A 15,081-nucleotide genomic window follows, 5' to 3' on the forward strand; every position below is an offset into this window, starting at 1 on the left:
CGTTCCACGAGCAACGCCCCTTTTCGCCTATCTATACGCTACCGCCCGCGTCGCCGCATCCCGCGCCTTGCGGTCGAACCCCGGCGCCACCGCGCCGCGTTGAGCACGTTCAACACTGCCGCGCCCGCTTCGGTTGCATCCCCGGCAACCCTTTGCTACGCGCGCCGTCACCCAAGCGAAGGCGCGGTCGCGCGCCACTCGGTCGCATGGGTTCGACACCCTTGGGTTTATGCGAGGAAAGTGGATCGCGTGGAGAGTTCCAGCGGTAATCAGGGCAGCAGCATCCAGGCCAGCCTCGGCGGACGCTACGCGAGCGCGCTGTTCGATCTGGCGGTGGAGGCCAAGGCGGTCGACCAGGTCGAGCGCAGCCTCGCCGCGGTGCGCGACACGCTCGCCGAATCGGCCGACTTCAGAGCGCTGATCGCGTCGCCCGTCGTGGCGCGGCGCGACGCGGTGCGCGCGGTGGTCGCGGCGGCGGATGCGATCGGCGTGGACGCGACCACGCGCAGCTTCCTCGGCGTGCTCGCGGAGAATCGCCGGCTCTCGCAGCTGCCGCAGATCATCCGCGCCTTCCGCACCTTCGCGGCGCGCCATCGCGGCGAGACCACCGCCGAGGTGACCAGCGCGCACCCGCTCACGCCTGAGCAGGTCGACGAGCTCAAGCAGCAGCTCCGCCGCCGCGTCGGCCGCGAGGTGTCGGTCGACCTCGAGGTCGATCCGTCGATCCTCGGCGGACTCGTCGTTCGCATCGGCTCCCAGATGATCGATTCCTCGATCCGTACCCGTTTGAATGCGCTCGCCAGCGCGATGAAGGGCTAACCACATGGATATCCGCGCCGCAGAAATCTCGAAGGTCATCAAGGACCAGATCGCCAATTTCGGCACCGAGGCCCAGGTGTCCGAGACCGGCCAGGTGCTCAGCGTCGGTGACGGCATCGCCCGCATCTACGGGCTCGACAACGTCCAGGCCGGCGAGATGGTCGAATTCTCGAACGGCGTGCAGGGCATGGCGCTCAACCTGGAGGCGGACAACGTCGGCGTCGTGATCTTCGGCTCGGACTCGGAGATCAAAGAGGGGGACGTCGTCCGCCGCACCGGTACCATCGTCGACGTGCCCGTCGGCAAGGGCCTGCTCGGCCGCGTGGTCGACGGGCTCGGCAATCCGATCGACGGCAAGGGCCCGATCGTCGCCGAGCAGCGCAGCCGCGTCGAGGTCAAGGCGCCCGGCATCATCCCGCGCAAGTCGGTGCACGAGCCGGTGCAGACCGGGCTCAAGGCGATCGACGCGCTGGTGCCGGTCGGGCGCGGCCAGCGCGAGCTGATCATCGGCGACCGCCAGACCGGCAAGTCCGCGATCGCGATCGACACGTTCATCAACCAGAAGCAGGCAAACGCCGGCACCGACGAGTCGAAGAAGCTGTACTGCGTCTATGTCGCGGTCGGCCAGAAGCGCTCGACCGTCGCGCAGCTCGTCCGCACGCTCGAGGAGAACGGCGCGATGGACTATTCCATCGTCGTCGCCGCGACCGCGTCCGACCCCGCCCCGCTGCAGTTCCTCGCACCCTACACGGGTACGGCGATGGGCGAGTATTTCCGTGACAACGGGATGCACGCGGTCATCGTGTTCGACGACCTGTCGAAGCAGGCGGTGGCGTATCGCCAGATGTCGCTGTTGCTGCGCCGTCCGCCGGGCCGCGAGGCCTATCCGGGCGACGTCTTCTATCTCCACTCGCGCCTGCTCGAGCGCGCGGCGAAGATGAACGACGCCAACGGCAACGGCTCGCTCACCGCGCTGCCGATCATCGAGACCCAGGCGGGCGACGTCTCGGCGTACATCCCGACCAACGTGATCTCGATCACCGACGGCCAGATCTTCCTCGAGACCGACCTGTTCTTCGCTGGCATCCGCCCCGCGATCAACGTCGGCCTGTCGGTCAGCCGCGTCGGCGGCGCGGCGCAGACCAAGGCGATGAAGAAGGTGTCGGGCTCGATCAAGCTGGAGCTGGCGCAGTATCGCGAGATGGCGGCGTTCGCGCAATTCGGCTCGGACCTCGATGCCTCGACGCAGCGGCTGCTCAACCGCGGCGCGCGCCTGACCGAGCTGCTCAAGCAGCCGCAGTTCTCGCCGATGCCGTTCGAGGAGCAGACCGCGTCGATCTACGCCGGCACCAACGGCTATCTCGACAAGGTGCCGGTCGCCGACGTGACGCGCTACGAGGCGGCGATGCTGGCGTTCCTCCGCAACGACCATGCCGACGTGCTGGGCACGATCCGCGACTCGCGCGAGCTGGGCAAGGACACCGAGGGTAAGCTCAAGGGCGCGCTCGATCAGTTCGCGAAAACCTTCGCCTGAGGTGCGGGCTCCGGCGTACGCGGGAGCCCAGTGCTACAGTCGATCCGCTGAAAAACCCTGGGCTCCTGCCTATGCAGGAGCACGAGAAGGCAGGAAATGGCGTCACTCAAGGCCCTCAAGATCCGCATCGGCTCGGTCAAGTCGACGCAGAAGATCACCAAGGCGATGAAGATGGTCGCCGCCGCCAAGCTGCGTCGCGCGCAGGAGGCGGCGATTGCCGGCCGCCCCTATGCCGAGCGGCTCGAGGGCGTCGTCGCCAGCCTGGCGCGCAACGTCGGCGTCGGCGCCTCGCCGCTGCTGGCGGGAACGGGCAAGGACCAGGTGCATCTGCTGGTGGTCGCCACCTCGGAGCGCGGCCTGGCGGGCGCGTTCAACACCAACATCGTCCGCGCCGCGCGCCGCAAGGCCGAGGAGCTGGAGGCCGCGGGCAAGACCGTGATCTTCTATCTGGCCGGCAAGAAGGGGCGTGTGCTGCGCCGCTTCTACCCGCAGGCGATCAAGGTCGACCACGATCTCTCGACGGTCAAGACCGTGGCGTTCGACGACGCCAAGGCGATCGCGGACGACCTGATCGCGCGCTACACCGCGGGTGAGTTCGACGTCGCGCACCTGTTCTATGCCAAGTTCCAGTCGGCGCTGGTACAGCTGCCGGTCGGCCAGCAGATCATCCCGGTCGCGATCCCCGATCGCGGCGAGCCCAAGCTGGCCAACGCCGGCGACGCCACGGTGGAATATGAGCCGAGCGAGGAGGCGATCCTGGCGGACCTGCTGCCGCGCAACGTCGCGAACCAGATCTTCCGTGCCATGCTGGAGAATGCCGCGTCCGAGCAGGGCAGCCGCATGACGGCGATGGACAATGCCACCCGCAACGCCGGCGACATGATCAAGCGGCTCAGCATCCAGTACAACCGCGCGCGCCAGGCGGCGATCACCACCGAGCTGGTGGAGATCATCTCCGGCGCCGAGGCGCTGTGACCCGGCGGGTGACCCGCACCGATATCATCAAGGAGCGGCTGTCGGCCGTGACCTTCACCCGCTCCGCGCCTACATCGGGGCAGACGAACCAAGGAAAGATGTGATGGCAACCCTCGCCGAAGACATTCGCCCGACCAGCGGGAGCACCGGGTCGGGCAGCAACAACGTCGGCCGTATCAGCCAGGTGATCGGCGCGGTCGTCGACGTGCACTTCGACAACAACCTGCCCGCGATCCTGTCGGCGCTGGAGACGAGCAACAACGGCCAGCGGCTGGTGCTCGAGGTCGCGCAGCATCTCGGCGAGAACACCGTCCGCACGATCGCGATGGACTCGACCGAGGGTCTCACCCGTGGCCAGAACGTGACCGACACCGGCGGCCAGATCCAGGTGCCGGTCGGCCCCGCGACGCTGGGTCGTATCATGAACGTCATCGGCGAGCCGATCGACGAGCGCGGCCCCGTGCAGACCGAGCTGCGTGCGCCGATCCATGCCGCGGCGCCGCTGTTCGTCGACCAATCGACCGAGAGCGCGATCCTCGTCACCGGCATCAAGGTGATTGACCTGCTCGCGCCCTATGCGAAGGGCGGCAAGATCGGCCTGTTCGGCGGCGCCGGCGTCGGTAAGACCGTGCTGATCCAGGAGCTGATCAACAATATCGCCAAGGGCCATGGCGGCACCTCGGTGTTCGCCGGCGTCGGCGAGCGCACCCGCGAGGGCAACGACCTGTACCATGAGTTCCTCGACGCGGGCGTGATCGCCAAGGACGCCGAGGGCAACGCGATCAGTGAGGGCTCGAAGGTGGCCCTGGTCTACGGCCAGATGAACGAGCCGCCGGGCGCGCGCGCGCGCGTCGCGCTGTCCGGTCTCGCCATCGCGGAATATTTCCGCGACCAGGAGGGCCAGGACGTGCTCTTCTTCGTCGACAATATCTTCCGCTTCACCCAGGCGGGTGCTGAAGTGTCGGCGCTGCTCGGCCGCATCCCCTCGGCGGTGGGCTATCAGCCGACGCTGTCGACCGACATGGGCGCGCTGCAGGAGCGCATCACCTCGACCAACAAGGGCTCGATCACCTCGGTCCAGGCCGTCTATGTGCCCGCGGACGATCTGACCGACCCGGCGCCGGCAACGTCGTTCGCGCACCTTGACGCGACGACGGTGCTCAACCGCGCGATCTCCGAGCTGGGCATCTATCCCGCGGTTGATCCCCTGGATTCCACCAGCCGCGTGCTGGAGCCGCGCACCGTCGGCCAAGATCACTACGAGACCGCGCGTGCGGTGCAGGCGACCTTGCAGAAGTACAAGTCGCTGCAGGACATCATCGCGATCCTGGGGATGGACGAGCTGTCGGAGGAGGATAAGCTGACGGTCAGCCGCGCGCGCAAGATCCAGCGCTTCCTGTCGCAGCCGTTCCACGTCGCCGAGGTGTTCACCAATATCCCGGGCAAGTTCGTCCAGCTCGATGACACGATCCGCTCGTTCAAGGCGGTGGTGAACGGTGAGTATGACCATCTGCCCGAAGCCGCCTTCTACATGGTCGGCGGCATCGACGAGGCAGTCGCCAAAGCGGAGAAGCTGGCGCAGGACGCCTGATCGACTCGGCGTCGGTGCTCGGCTACCTTCAAGGGCATGGGCATCGACACGCTCTCGATCGCGAAGGACCTGCGCGCGGCGGCGCTGCCGCAGGACCAGGCCGAGGCCATCGCCGCGGCGATCGGTCGCGCGATGAGCGAGGGCGCGGCGACGAGGGCGGACCTGGATCGGCTCGGCGAGCGGATCGATGCCCGCTTCGAGCAGGAGGCCGCCCGGATCGAAGCCCGCTTCGACCAGGAGGCGGCCCGGATCGACGCTCGCTTCGATCGAGAGGCCGCCAGGGTCGATGCGCGCTTTGCCCAGGTTGACGCTCGCTTCGATCAGATCGAGGCGCGACTCGAGGAGGCAGACGTCAAAGTCGACGCGCGCTTCATGCAGGTCGCCACCGATCTCCGCCTGGTCGAGGAGCGCATGACCGCCCGGATCGAGTCGGCCAAGACGCAGCTGTTGACCTGGCTCGTCGGCGCGATCTTCACCGCCACCGGCGTGCTGATCGCGGTGCTGAAGCTATGATCGACTAGCCCCGCGTCGACACCCGTGCGATGTCGCCCGCGCGCCTCGGCCTCACCCCTTCCACGCCGTACAGGATATCAGACCTATGCTGCACTTCGAACTCGTCACCCCCGAACGCCTGGTCCGCTCGGATGAGGTGCACATGGTCACGGTGCCCGGCACCGACGGCGACTTCGCCGTGCTCGAGGGGCACGCGCCCTTCATGTCGACGATCCGCGACGGCGACGTGCTGGTGCAGAAGGCACCGGGCGCCGCGCCCGAGACGATCGCGATCCGCGGCGGCTTCGCCGAGGTCAACGCCAAGGGACTGACCGTCTTGGCCGAGCACGCCGGCTGAGGCCGCTCGCCGGCGCGTCTCACAGGAAGCTGTACGGGTCGACGTCCACCGCGACCCGCACCTTAGCCGGCCAGTCGAGCGCGCCCAGCCAGGCGCGGATCACGTCCTGCACGTCGAGCGCGCGCCGCGCATGGACCAGCAGGCGGAAGCGGTGCCGCCCGCGCAGCATCGCCAGCGCCGCCGGGGCGGGGCCGTACACCGCCATGCCCTCGACCTCGGGCGCGTGGCGCCCGATCAGCCGCGCCACCTCGTGCGCGGCGTTCTGCTCCTCGCTCGAGACGATGATCGCGGCATAGCGGCCGTACGGCGGCGCCCCCGCGTCCTGCCGCGCCTCGGTCTCGGCGGCGTAGAAGGCATCGGCGTCGCCCGTCACCAGCGCCTGCATCACCTGCGCCTTGGGGCTGTGCGTCTGGATGAACACCTGCCCCTTCTTGGCGCCGCGCCCGGCGCGCCCCGAGACCTGACGGATCTGCTGGAAGGTGCGCTCGGCCGCACGCAGGTCACCGCCGTCGAGCCCGAGGTCGGCGTCGACCACCCCGACCAGGGTGAGGTTGGGAAAGTGATAGCCCTTGGTCACCAATTGCGTGCCCACGACGATGTCGATCGCGCCTTCCTCCATCCGGGCGACGAACTCGGCGGCCTTGGCGGGCGACCAGATCGTGTCCGAGGTCACCACCGCGGCGCGCGCCTCGGGAAACAGCGCCGCGACCTCGTCGGCGATCCGCTCGACCCCGGGGCCACACGCCACCAACGTATCCTCGTTGCTGCACTCGGGGCAGAGCCGCGGCACCGGCTCAACGTGGCCGCAATGATGGCAGGCGAGCCGGCGTGTCAGCCGATGCTCGACCATCCAGGCGGTGCAGTTCGGACATTGAAAACGGTGCCCGCAGGTGCGGCAGAGCGTGAGCGGCGCATAGCCGCGGCGGTTGAGGAACAGCAGCGACTGCTCGCCCCGCGCGAGCGTGTCGCGCAGCGCCTCGACGAGCCGCGGGCTGAGCCAGCGGCCGCGCTCGGGCGGCTCCTCGATCAGGTCGATCGCCGCGATCGCCGGCATCTCGGCGAGGCCATAGCGGCCCGGCAGCTTCACCTCGGCATAGGTGCCGAGCGCGACCTGATGGCGGGTCTCGATCGCGGGCGTGGCGGAGGCGAGGATCACCGGGCAGCGCTCGAACAGCCCGCGCATCACCGCGACGTCGCGCGCGTGATAGTGGACGCCGTCCTCCTGCTTGAAGCTGGTCTCGTGCGCCTCGTCGACCACGATCAGTCCGAGCTCGGCGTAGGGCAGGAACAGCGCGGAGCGTGCCCCGACGGTCACCTTGGCCTCGCCGCTCGCCACCGCGCGCCAGGCGCGGCGCCGCTGCGTCGCGCGTAGCCCGGAGTGCCACGCCACCGGCTCGCAGCCGAAGCGGTCGTGGAAACGCTTGAGGAAGGGCTCGGTCAGCGCGATCTCGGGGAGCAGGACCAGCACCTGCTTGCCCGCGCGCAGTGCCGCCGCGACCGCCTCGAAATATACCTCGGTCTTGCCCGAGCCGGTGACGCCGTCGAGCAGGATCGGCCGGAACGCGACGGCCTCGACCGCGCCGACCAGCGTCGTCGCCGCTTCGCGTTGCTCGGGCGAGAGCGCGGGGGGCGCGTGGTCGGGGTCGGGCAGCGGAAAGGGGCTGTCGATGCCGACCTCGACGGCCTCGATCGCGCCGCTCTTGACCAGCCCGCGGATCACCGCGTCGCTCACCTCGGCGATCGTCGCCAGCTCGCGGATCAATCCTTGCCGGTCGCCGATCCGCTCGAGCGCCTGCGCGCGCTGCGGCGTCAGCCGGTCGGGCACCGCACCCGTGGCGCGATACTCGACCGCGCTACGTGCCCCCTCCAGCGCCGCGCTGGACGAAAGCGTCATCCGCGCCACCGCCGCAGGGGGCGCGAGATAATAGTCCGCGGTCCACTCGATCAGCCGGCGTAGCGGCGCGCGCAGCGGCGGGACCTCAGCGACGGCGAGCAGGTTGCGCAGGCGATTGTCGCCGACCTCGGCGTCGGACGGCATCCGCTCGGGCTCCCACACCACGCCGAGCAGCTGGCGCGGCCCGAGCGGCGCGACCACGATCGAGCCCGGCTCGACGTCCAGCTCGCGCGGCACGCGATAGTCGAGCGGACCGAGCGCGGAGTTGAGGACGAGGACGCGCGCACGAGAAGACATGGGCGCCATATGGGGCAGGCCGGAGTCGGCGGGAAGCCCGCCGCGGCAGCGCGACGCGTGACGCGGCGGAACCGCGGTACGCTGCCGGAGCTTTGGCCAGCATGGCGCGCGACGATCACGACGGTGGAGCGGAGGCCGGCATCGCGCTGATCGTGACGCGCGTGCTCGCCAAGGGCGCCGAGGACGATTTCCGCGCCTGGGCCGAGCGCGTCGATCGCAGCGCCGCGGCGGCGCACGGTCATCGCGGTGGGCTGCGGCTGGAGCAGACCGGCGGCCTGTTCCACACGCTCCAGCGCTTCGCCTCGCACGATTCGCTCGAGGCATGGCGCCGCTCGGACGATTACGCGCGGCTGATGCGCGAGGGCGATCGTTTCTCCACCCCGCGCACGCAGGAGGTGGCGGGCGCGCCCGCGGTGGCGCGGCTGCCGAGTGACGGCGACGGTCCCAAGTGGAAGCTGTTCCTGATGAGCTGGCTCGGCGTGCTGCCGCTGGTCCTGCTGTTCAACGGCTTGATCCAGCTGCTGCCGATGCAGCCGCCCTGGTATTGGCGCGCGCTGCTGCAATCCTGCTTCCTCGTCGCGCTGATGACGTGGCTGGTCCGCCCCGCGCTGGCGCGGAGGCTCAAGCCCTGGACGATGCGCGACAGCGACGGTGACGCGCGTGTCACGAACGACGATTGAGGGCGCGGCGTCCGCCTTGGGTGAAGCGACCGGGATCTCGCGTGAAGGTCGCGGCGCCCGCGAGCGATGGGGCGCTGGACCAAGTTCCCTGAACCGCTAATGGGGCGACGACGCCGCGGCGCGCCCCCGCCAGGGCGGCACGCGCCTGACCGCGAGAGGAGATCGGAATGACGGTGAAGACGGCGATCGTGACGGGCGCCACCTCGGGCATCGGCGCCGCCACGGCGCGCGCGCTGGTCAACGCCGGCTGGCAGGTGATCGCGAGCGGGCGGCGCGGCGAGCGGCTCGACACGCTCCGCGCCGAACTCGGCGATGTCCTGCTGCCGGCCGTGTTCGACGTGCGCGACGAGGACGCGGTCGCGGCGGCGCTGGACGCGCTGCCCGAGCGCTTCCGCGGCATCGACCTGCTCGTCAACAATGCCGGGCTCGCGTTGGGGACCAGCCCCGCGCAGCACGCCGATCTCGCGCAGTGGAAAACGATGATCGACACCAACGTCACGGCTCTGGTGGCGATCACGCACCGGCTGCTCCCCGAGCTGATCGAGCGCAGGGGCGCGATCATCAATCTCGCCTCGGTCGCGGGCAGCTACCCGTATCCCGGCGGCAACGTGTACGGCGGCACCAAGGCGTTCGTGCAGCAGTTCACGCTGATGTTGCGCTCGGACCTGCACGGCACGGGGGTGCGAGTCAGCGCGATCGACCCGGGCATGGTCGAGACCGAGTTCACCCTGGTACGCACCGGCGGCGACCAGGCCGCTTCCGACACGCTCTACGCCGGCGCCGAGCCGATGACCGCCGAGGACATCGCCGCGACGGTGCTGTGGATCGCGACCTTGCCGCCACATCTCAACGTCAACCGGCTCGAGCTGATGCCGGTGACCCAGTCCTTCGCGGGTTTCCAGGTGGCGCGGGGCGGCTGATCCGTGGCGGTAGGCGTCGTTATGCCACGCGGCGCGGCGGGGCGAAGCGGCGCTGGCCGACGCGCGCGCGCTTGGCCTGGTACAGCAGCACATCGGCGCGCCGCGCGAGGTCGCGCAGCGAGTGGCAGTCGTCGTCGAAGGCCGCGATGCCGACCGAACCGGCGCTCGTCATCGTCACGCCGTTCGCCTCGACCGCGACTCGCAGCGCCGCCTCGACCCGCTCGCGCAGCGAGTCGAGGCCCGCGAGCAGCGCGGGGTCCTCGACGATCAGCGCGAACTCGTCGCCGCCGATCCGCGCCGCGAGCGTGCCGCTCAGCCACGGCTCGGACAGCGCCGCGCCGGTGAGCCGCAACACGTCGTCGCCGGCGGCGTGGCCCAGCGTGTCGTTGATCGCCTTGAAGCCGTCGAGGTCGATCAGCACAAGATGGAGCGGGGTGCGATCACGGCGCGCTCGCGCCATCGCATAGTCGAGCGCGCGGTCGAAGGCGGCGCGGTTGGCCAAGCCGGTGAGCGCGTCGGTATCGGCGGCGTGACGCAGCTGCACTTCGAGCGCGTGGCGGTCGGTGATGTCCTGGAACACGCCGATCATGCCGACGACCTCGCCGTCGACGAGCTCGGGGTCGCCCATCGAGCGGACGCGCAGCGTACGCCCGTCGGCGGTGACGAAGTCGCTCTCGAAATCGAAGCGCCGACCGTCGCGGATCGCCGCCGCGATCGTGGTGGCGATGCCGTCACGCACGGCTGCGGGATAGAAGGTGAGTGCGCGCGACAGGTCGGGCTTCTCCCCCAGGGGCAGGCCATGGATGCGGTAGACGTTGTCCGACCATTCCAGCGACTGATCCGCGATCGACAGCCGCCACGAGCCGATCATCGCGATCTGCTCGGCCTGGCGGAAGACATGGTCCTGCCGCGCGAGCCGCGTGACGAGCAGCTCGCCCGTGGTGGCGATATGGATCGCCTTGAGCGCGGTGCGGCGCGCCTCCAGCAGCGCCTCGGCGAGCGCGGCGAGGTGGCGCAGCGCGGCGCGCGCCGGCTCGTCGAGCGTCCTCGGCGCGACGTCGATGGCGCACAGCGTGCCAACGGTGTGGCGCGCGCCGTCCTGGCCCAACACGTTGACGGGCGCGCCGGCGTAGAAGCGCAGCCCCTTGTCCACCACCAATGGACTGGTGCCGAAGCGCGGGTCGGCCGCGAGATCCTCGATCACCACCATGTCGCGCTCGGCAACGGTGCGGTCGCAGAAAGCGATGTCGCGCTGAAGCTCGCGCGTCTCGGTCGGCCGCGCGCTTGCCTTGATCCACAGCCGGTCGCGGTCGACCAGGTTGAGCAGCGCGATGGGGCAGCCGAGCAGCTGCGCGGCGAGGGCGACCAGCGCGTCGAACTCCTTCTCTGGCTCGCTGTCGAGCAGCGCGAGCGCGTTCAGCGCGGCGAGGCGGCTCGACTCGTCCGCGGAAGCCGTGGGAGAAGGAAGGATTGTCATCGCCGACCTTATGGTTGCCTCCCGTTAATTTACCTTTTCCTCCCGCGCGTAAGCACGCAAATTGCGACGAAAGGAGAAGTTCGACCGCGATGCTGGACGTCCCGCTGACGCTTGCCGATCATTATGCGATCCATCTCGCGCGCGACCGGCGCCGCTCGGAGCATACGGTCCGCGCCTATCGCGCCACGGCGGCGCGGCTGCTGGCCTTCCTGTCCGAACACTGGGGCGAGGAGGTGGATCGCGCGCGACTGGCGCGGATCGAGGCGACTGACCTGCGCGCCTACCTCGCGCGGCGGCGCGGTGCCGGGGTGGGCAGCGGTGCGGGGCTCGGCAATGCCTCGGCGGCACGCGAGCTCTCGGCCGTGCGCGGCTTCCTCGACTGGGCAGGCGGCACGGCGACGGCACCGCGGCTGCGCGGACCGCGCGTGCGCAAGGGGGTGCCGCGCCCGATCGGACCGGGCGAGGCGGTCGCCCTTGCCAGCGACGTGGCGGAGGACAGCGACGAGCCCTGGGTGGCGGCACGCGACTGGGCGGTGCTGCTGCTGCTGTACGGCGCCGGGCTGCGGATCGGCGAGGCGGTGACGTTGCTGAGCGGGGTGCTGCCGCTCGGGGACACGCTGCGCGTCACCGGCAAGCGCGGCAAGACCCGCGTGGTGCCGCTGCTCGCCGATGTGCGCGCCGCGATCGAGCGCTACGCCGCGCTGTGTCCGTGGCCGCTCGCGGCTCAGGCGCCGCTGTTCCGCGGGGTCAAGGGCGGGGCGCTCTCACCCGGCGTGGTACGGCTCAAGGTGCGCGGCGCGCGCGCGCGGCTGGGGCTGGGTGAGCGCACCACGCCGCACGCGCTGCGCCACAGTTTCGCGACCCATCTGCTCGGCCGGGGAGCCGACCTGCGCGCGCTGCAGGAGCTGCTCGGCCATGCCAGCCTGAGCTCGACCCAGGTCTACACGGCGGTCGACGCGGCGCACCTGCTCGACGTCTATCGCGCCGCGCACCCGAGGGGGTGAGGTTGAACTCTCCCCGTGCCGGCGAGGATCTGTCCGCTATTCGGCGCGCGGCGACCAAGTCACGACGCGGTAGACGTAATAGCCCAGCGCCAACACCGTCACGACGATCCCGACCGGCCCGACATAGCGGTCGAGCTCGCTGAAGCGGCTGCCGAGATAATAGCCCGCGCCCGCCAGCACCGCGTTCCAGATGATGCTGCCGAGGAAGGTCATGACGAGGAATCGCCACAGCGGCATCGCCGCCATGCCGGCGGGCAGCGAGATCATCGTGCGAAAGGTCGGCATGAAGCGAAAGACGAAGATCACCCAGCCGCCATGGTGGTGAAAGAAGTGCTGCACCCGCTCGACGTCCTCCCAGTCCATCGTCAGCCAGCGCCCGTGACGCTCGACGAAAGGCCGGAAGCGCGCGTAACCGACGCGTCGGCCGATCACGTACCAGAAGACGTTCCCCGCGGTGGTCCCGGCAGTGCCCCAGAGCAGCAGCGGCACCAGCTCCATCTGCCCGCGTGCCACCGCGATGCCGCCCAGCCCCATGATCACCTCGGAGGGAATGGGGGGAACGACATTCTCCAGCGCCATCAGCAGGAAAATGCCGAGGTAGCCGCCTTTGACGATCCAGCTGACGATGAACTCGGTCACGTGACCGGCAACGGCGCGGTCAGCGCGTCCGTTCCGCGTGGCGGCGCTCGATCGCGTCCCAGATGAGACCGGCGACGTCGGTGCCGTCGAACCGCTCGATCGCGACGATACCGGTCGGCGAGGTGACGTTGATCTCGGTCAGCCACTCGCCGCCGATCACGTCGATGCCGACGAAGATCAGCCCGCGCCGCTTGAGCTCGGGCCCGAGCGCGGCGCAGATCTCGCGCTCGCGCGGCGTGAGCTCGGTCTTCTCCGCCGAGCCGCCGACCGCGAGGTTGCTGCGGATCTCGCCCTCGCCGGGGAGCCGGTTGATCGCCCCCGCCACCTGGCCGTCGACCAGCACGATGCGCTTGTCGCCCTTGGCGACGTCGGGGAGGAAGGCCTGGACCATGTGCGGCTCGCGCCACGTCTGGTTGAACACCTCGATCAGCGCGGACAGGTTCTCGCCTTCGGGGCCGACGCGGAAGATCGCCTTGCCGCCGTTGCCGTGGAGCGGCTTGACCACGATCGCGCCGTGCTGCCGGAGGAAGGCGCGTGTCTCGTCGAGCGAGCGAGTCACCAAGGTCGGCGGCATGAAGCGCGCATAGTCGAGCACGAACACCTTTTCAGGCGCGTTGCGCACGCTGGCGGGATCGTTCACCACGATGGTGCGATCCGCGACCCGCTCGAGCAGGTGGGTGGCGGTGATATAGCCGAGGTCGAACGGCGGATCCTGGCGCATCAGTACCACGTCGGCCGCGTCGTCGAGGTCGAGCGCCACCGGCTCCTCGAAGCGGAAATGGTCGCCCGGCACGCGCTGGACCGTCACCGGACGCGCGCTGGTCCACAGCCTACCGTCCGACCAGTTGAGCTGATCGGGGGTATAGTGGAACAGGCGGTGCCCGCGCGCCTGGCCGGCGAGCATCAGCGCGAAGGTCGAGTCGCCGGCGATGTTGATCTGGTCGAGCGGGTCCATCTGGACCGCGACGGTGAGCGCCATGGACTGTCCCTTTCCGGCAGAGCGATGCGCCGGCAGGTAGGGCCGTGCTTGGCCAATGTCACGCGGGTGATCTTTCGGAGAGTCAGCCGATCCAGGCGTTCTCGATGTGGCGCGGGCGCGTGCCTGGCGCCAGCAGCAGCACGTCGACGCGAATGTCGTCGCCCGGCAGCGCGTAGCGCGGCATCAGCAGCTCGGCGGCCGCCGCGACGCGCGCGAGCCGGCGCTCGTCGATCGCGGCGTCGAGCTCGGCGACGGTGCGCCGTGCCTTGACCTCGACGAAGGCGACCAGCGCGCCGCGCCGTGCCACCAGGTCGACCTCGCCCGCGGGGGTGCGCACGCGACGGTCGAGGATCTGCCAGCCCTGCAGCCGAAGCCACCAGGCGGCGAGCCGCTCGCCGCGCCGCCCCGCCGCCTCGGCGTCGCGGCGGTCTAAAAGGGAGCGGGGGCGGCGCATGACCGCGGCGTGCCCGACCCGACCGGGCGCGGCAAGCGCGAGCTGGCCCGGCTCAGCGGATCGGTTCGCTCTGCCGGTGCAGATAGGCGATCAGGTCGGCGCGATCGAGCGGGTCGCGCACGCCGGGAAAGCGCATCGCGGTACCGGGCGCGACGGCGGCCGGGTCGGTGAGCCAGGCGTCCATCGCGGCGTCGGTCCAGCGGCCGCCGCGCCCACGCAGCGCGGCGGTGTAGCCGTATCGCGGGCTCACCCCGGCGACGGGCGCGCCCATCGCGCCGTGCAGGTTGGGGCCGTTTCGATCCCCTGCGGCCGCGCCGATGGTATGGCAGGCGGCGCATTGCCCGAACAGCCGCGCGCCGCGGCCAGCGTCTGCGGCGGCGAGCCGCGTCGCGAGCGTCGGGTTCGCGGCCAGCGCCTTCCGCCGCGCCGCCACGTCACCGTCGCCGCAGCCGGCGAGCAGCGCCAGGACGGCCGCCACGAGCGAGGCGCGCCGCCCGATCACTGGTCGAAGTCGCTCTCGCCGGAGGTCCCGTGCAGGTCAGACCAGAGCCCGCGCGTCCCCGCCTCCTGCGCGCGGTTGACATATTGCGACGCGACCAGCCAGCCCTTGATCGGGCGCAGCGGCAGCAGCGTACCCAGCGTCATCACAGGCACCGAGGTGACGAGATGCACCCAGGCGGGCGGCTCGAAGGCGACCTGGAGCCACACGACGAAGGCGGTCAGCGGCAGCGCGATGATGCACAGCGAGAAGAAGGCGGGGCCGTCGTCGGGCGCGGCGAAGCGATAGTCCAGCCCGCAATGATCACAGCGCGGCACCACCTTGAGCCACGACGCGAACATCCTGCCTTCGCCGCAGCGCGGGCAGCGGCCGCGCCAGCCCGAGCGGATGATCCACCAGAAGCGGTCTCGGCCGGTGGGCACGACGGGGGACGGGGGTGACGGTTCCATGCGCTTCGATGTAGGCGCGC

General features: G+C 70.2%; 16 protein-coding genes. 9 read left to right on the forward strand and 7 right to left on the reverse strand.

Annotated features, from left to right (window positions below; translation table 11 throughout):
- Positions 1-249 precede the first annotated feature (249 nt).
- The 6 genes from K7957_RS13660 (at position 250) to K7957_RS13685 (ending at position 5,769) form a co-directional block, all read left to right on the forward strand.
- On the forward strand, positions 250-819 hold the full coding sequence (locus tag K7957_RS13660) for a F0F1 ATP synthase subunit delta (RefSeq protein WP_343228414.1): 570 nt from the start codon (positions 250-252) through the stop codon (positions 817-819).
- Between the two features lie 4 nt (positions 820-823).
- Positions 824-2,353, forward strand: a complete 1,530-nt coding sequence (gene atpA, locus K7957_RS13665) for a F0F1 ATP synthase subunit alpha (RefSeq protein ID WP_223012527.1) — start codon at positions 824-826, stop codon at positions 2,351-2,353.
- Between the two features lie 96 nt (positions 2,354-2,449).
- Complete coding sequence (locus K7957_RS13670) at positions 2,450-3,328, forward strand: F0F1 ATP synthase subunit gamma (RefSeq protein ID WP_223012528.1); 879 nt, start codon at positions 2,450-2,452, stop codon at positions 3,326-3,328.
- Between the two features lie 103 nt (positions 3,329-3,431).
- Entirely contained in the window at positions 3,432-4,919 is a 1,488-nt protein-coding gene (gene atpD / locus K7957_RS13675; RefSeq protein ID WP_223012529.1) for a F0F1 ATP synthase subunit beta, read from the forward strand.
- Between the two features lie 36 nt (positions 4,920-4,955).
- Positions 4,956-5,432, forward strand: a complete 477-nt coding sequence (locus K7957_RS13680) for a CCDC90 family protein (RefSeq protein WP_223012530.1) — start codon at positions 4,956-4,958, stop codon at positions 5,430-5,432.
- Positions 5,433-5,517: 85 nt separating this feature from the next.
- Positions 5,518-5,769 (forward strand): ATP synthase F1 subunit epsilon, encoded by a 252-nt coding sequence (locus K7957_RS13685; RefSeq protein ID WP_223012531.1) that lies wholly within the window; start codon positions 5,518-5,520, stop codon positions 5,767-5,769.
- Positions 5,770-5,788: 19 nt separating this feature from the next.
- Here the strand turns inward: K7957_RS13685 and K7957_RS13690 are convergent, their stop codons facing one another.
- Entirely contained in the window at positions 5,789-7,960 is a 2,172-nt protein-coding gene (locus tag K7957_RS13690) for a primosomal protein N' (RefSeq protein ID WP_223012532.1), read from the reverse strand.
- A gap of 101 nt (positions 7,961-8,061) precedes the next feature.
- Between K7957_RS13690 and K7957_RS13695 the strand changes: the two genes are divergently transcribed.
- The gene (locus K7957_RS13695) at positions 8,062-8,640 is read left to right on the forward strand and encodes a putative antibiotic biosynthesis monooxygenase (RefSeq protein ID WP_223012533.1); all 579 of its coding nucleotides are present in this window, start codon (positions 8,062-8,064) and stop codon (positions 8,638-8,640) included.
- A 167-nt stretch (positions 8,641-8,807) separates the two neighbouring features.
- A complete protein-coding gene (locus K7957_RS13700; protein ID WP_223012534.1) occupies positions 8,808-9,560 on the forward strand; it encodes an SDR family NAD(P)-dependent oxidoreductase in 753 nt (250 codons plus the stop codon).
- A 19-nt stretch (positions 9,561-9,579) separates the two neighbouring features.
- Here the strand turns inward: K7957_RS13700 and K7957_RS13705 are convergent, their stop codons facing one another.
- Positions 9,580-11,037 (reverse strand): diguanylate cyclase domain-containing protein, encoded by a 1,458-nt coding sequence (locus K7957_RS13705; protein ID WP_223012535.1) that lies wholly within the window; start codon positions 11,035-11,037, stop codon positions 9,580-9,582.
- An 89-nt stretch (positions 11,038-11,126) separates the two neighbouring features.
- Between K7957_RS13705 and K7957_RS13710 the strand changes: the two genes are divergently transcribed.
- Positions 11,127-12,041, forward strand: coding sequence for a tyrosine recombinase XerC (locus tag K7957_RS13710; protein WP_223012536.1), 915 nt, complete (start codon positions 11,127-11,129; stop codon positions 12,039-12,041).
- A 36-nt stretch (positions 12,042-12,077) separates the two neighbouring features.
- On the opposite strand, the gene K7957_RS13715 is transcribed toward K7957_RS13710, so the two are convergent.
- The 5 genes from K7957_RS13715 to K7957_RS13735 form a co-directional block, all read right to left on the reverse strand.
- Positions 12,078-12,680 carry a DedA family protein gene (locus K7957_RS13715; RefSeq protein ID WP_223012537.1) on the reverse strand — a complete coding sequence of 201 codons (603 nt, stop codon included), beginning with the start codon at positions 12,678-12,680 and terminating at the stop codon, positions 12,078-12,080.
- 19 nt (positions 12,681-12,699) lie between these two features.
- Positions 12,700-13,659 carry a glutathione synthase gene (gene gshB, locus K7957_RS13720; RefSeq protein ID WP_223012538.1) on the reverse strand — a complete coding sequence of 320 codons (960 nt, stop codon included), beginning with the start codon at positions 13,657-13,659 and terminating at the stop codon, positions 12,700-12,702.
- An 82-nt stretch (positions 13,660-13,741) separates the two neighbouring features.
- Positions 13,742-14,113: a YraN family protein gene (locus K7957_RS13725; protein ID WP_223012539.1), complete on the reverse strand. Its 372-nt coding sequence runs from the start codon at positions 14,111-14,113 to the stop codon at positions 13,742-13,744.
- Between the two features lie 52 nt (positions 14,114-14,165).
- A complete protein-coding gene (locus K7957_RS13730) occupies positions 14,166-14,591 on the reverse strand; it encodes a c-type cytochrome (RefSeq protein WP_343228415.1) in 426 nt (141 codons plus the stop codon).
- Positions 14,592-14,611: 20 nt separating this feature from the next.
- A complete protein-coding gene (locus K7957_RS13735; RefSeq protein WP_223012540.1) occupies positions 14,612-15,061 on the reverse strand; it encodes a DUF983 domain-containing protein in 450 nt (149 codons plus the stop codon).
- Positions 15,062-15,081: the final 20 nt, after the last annotated feature.

Source organism: Sphingomonas yunnanensis (genome assembly GCF_019898765.1).
GTDB classification, from domain to species: domain Bacteria; phylum Pseudomonadota; class Alphaproteobacteria; order Sphingomonadales; family Sphingomonadaceae; genus Sphingomonas; species Sphingomonas yunnanensis.

What these genes read in the sequence shown, in the direction of transcription:
- atpA (WP_223012527.1), top strand. Translation starts at nt 824, where the DNA reads ATGGATATCCGCGCCGCAGAAATCTCGAAGGTCATCAAGGACCAGATC.
- K7957_RS13670 (WP_223012528.1), top strand. Translation starts at nt 2,450, where the DNA reads ATGGCGTCACTCAAGGCCCTCAAGATCCGCATCGGCTCGGTCAAGTCG.
- atpD (WP_223012529.1), top strand. Translation starts at nt 3,432, where the DNA reads ATGGCAACCCTCGCCGAAGACATTCGCCCGACCAGCGGGAGCACCGGG.
- K7957_RS13680 (WP_223012530.1), top strand. Translation starts at nt 4,956, where the DNA reads ATGGGCATCGACACGCTCTCGATCGCGAAGGACCTGCGCGCGGCGGCG.
- K7957_RS13685 (WP_223012531.1), top strand. Translation starts at nt 5,518, where the DNA reads ATGCTGCACTTCGAACTCGTCACCCCCGAACGCCTGGTCCGCTCGGAT.
- K7957_RS13690 (WP_223012532.1), bottom strand. Translation starts at nt 7,960, where the DNA reads ATGTCTTCTCGTGCGCGCGTCCTCGTCCTCAACTCCGCGCTCGGTCCG.
- K7957_RS13695 (WP_223012533.1), top strand. Translation starts at nt 8,062, where the DNA reads ATGGCGCGCGACGATCACGACGGTGGAGCGGAGGCCGGCATCGCGCTG.
- K7957_RS13700 (WP_223012534.1), top strand. Translation starts at nt 8,808, where the DNA reads ATGACGGTGAAGACGGCGATCGTGACGGGCGCCACCTCGGGCATCGGC.
- K7957_RS13705 (WP_223012535.1), bottom strand. Translation starts at nt 11,037, where the DNA reads ATGACAATCCTTCCTTCTCCCACGGCTTCCGCGGACGAGTCGAGCCGC.
- K7957_RS13710 (WP_223012536.1), top strand. Translation starts at nt 11,127, where the DNA reads ATGCTGGACGTCCCGCTGACGCTTGCCGATCATTATGCGATCCATCTC.
- gshB (WP_223012538.1), bottom strand. Translation starts at nt 13,659, where the DNA reads ATGGCGCTCACCGTCGCGGTCCAGATGGACCCGCTCGACCAGATCAAC.
- K7957_RS13725 (WP_223012539.1), bottom strand. Translation starts at nt 14,113, where the DNA reads ATGCGCCGCCCCCGCTCCCTTTTAGACCGCCGCGACGCCGAGGCGGCG.
- K7957_RS13735 (WP_223012540.1), bottom strand. Translation starts at nt 15,061, where the DNA reads ATGGAACCGTCACCCCCGTCCCCCGTCGTGCCCACCGGCCGAGACCGC.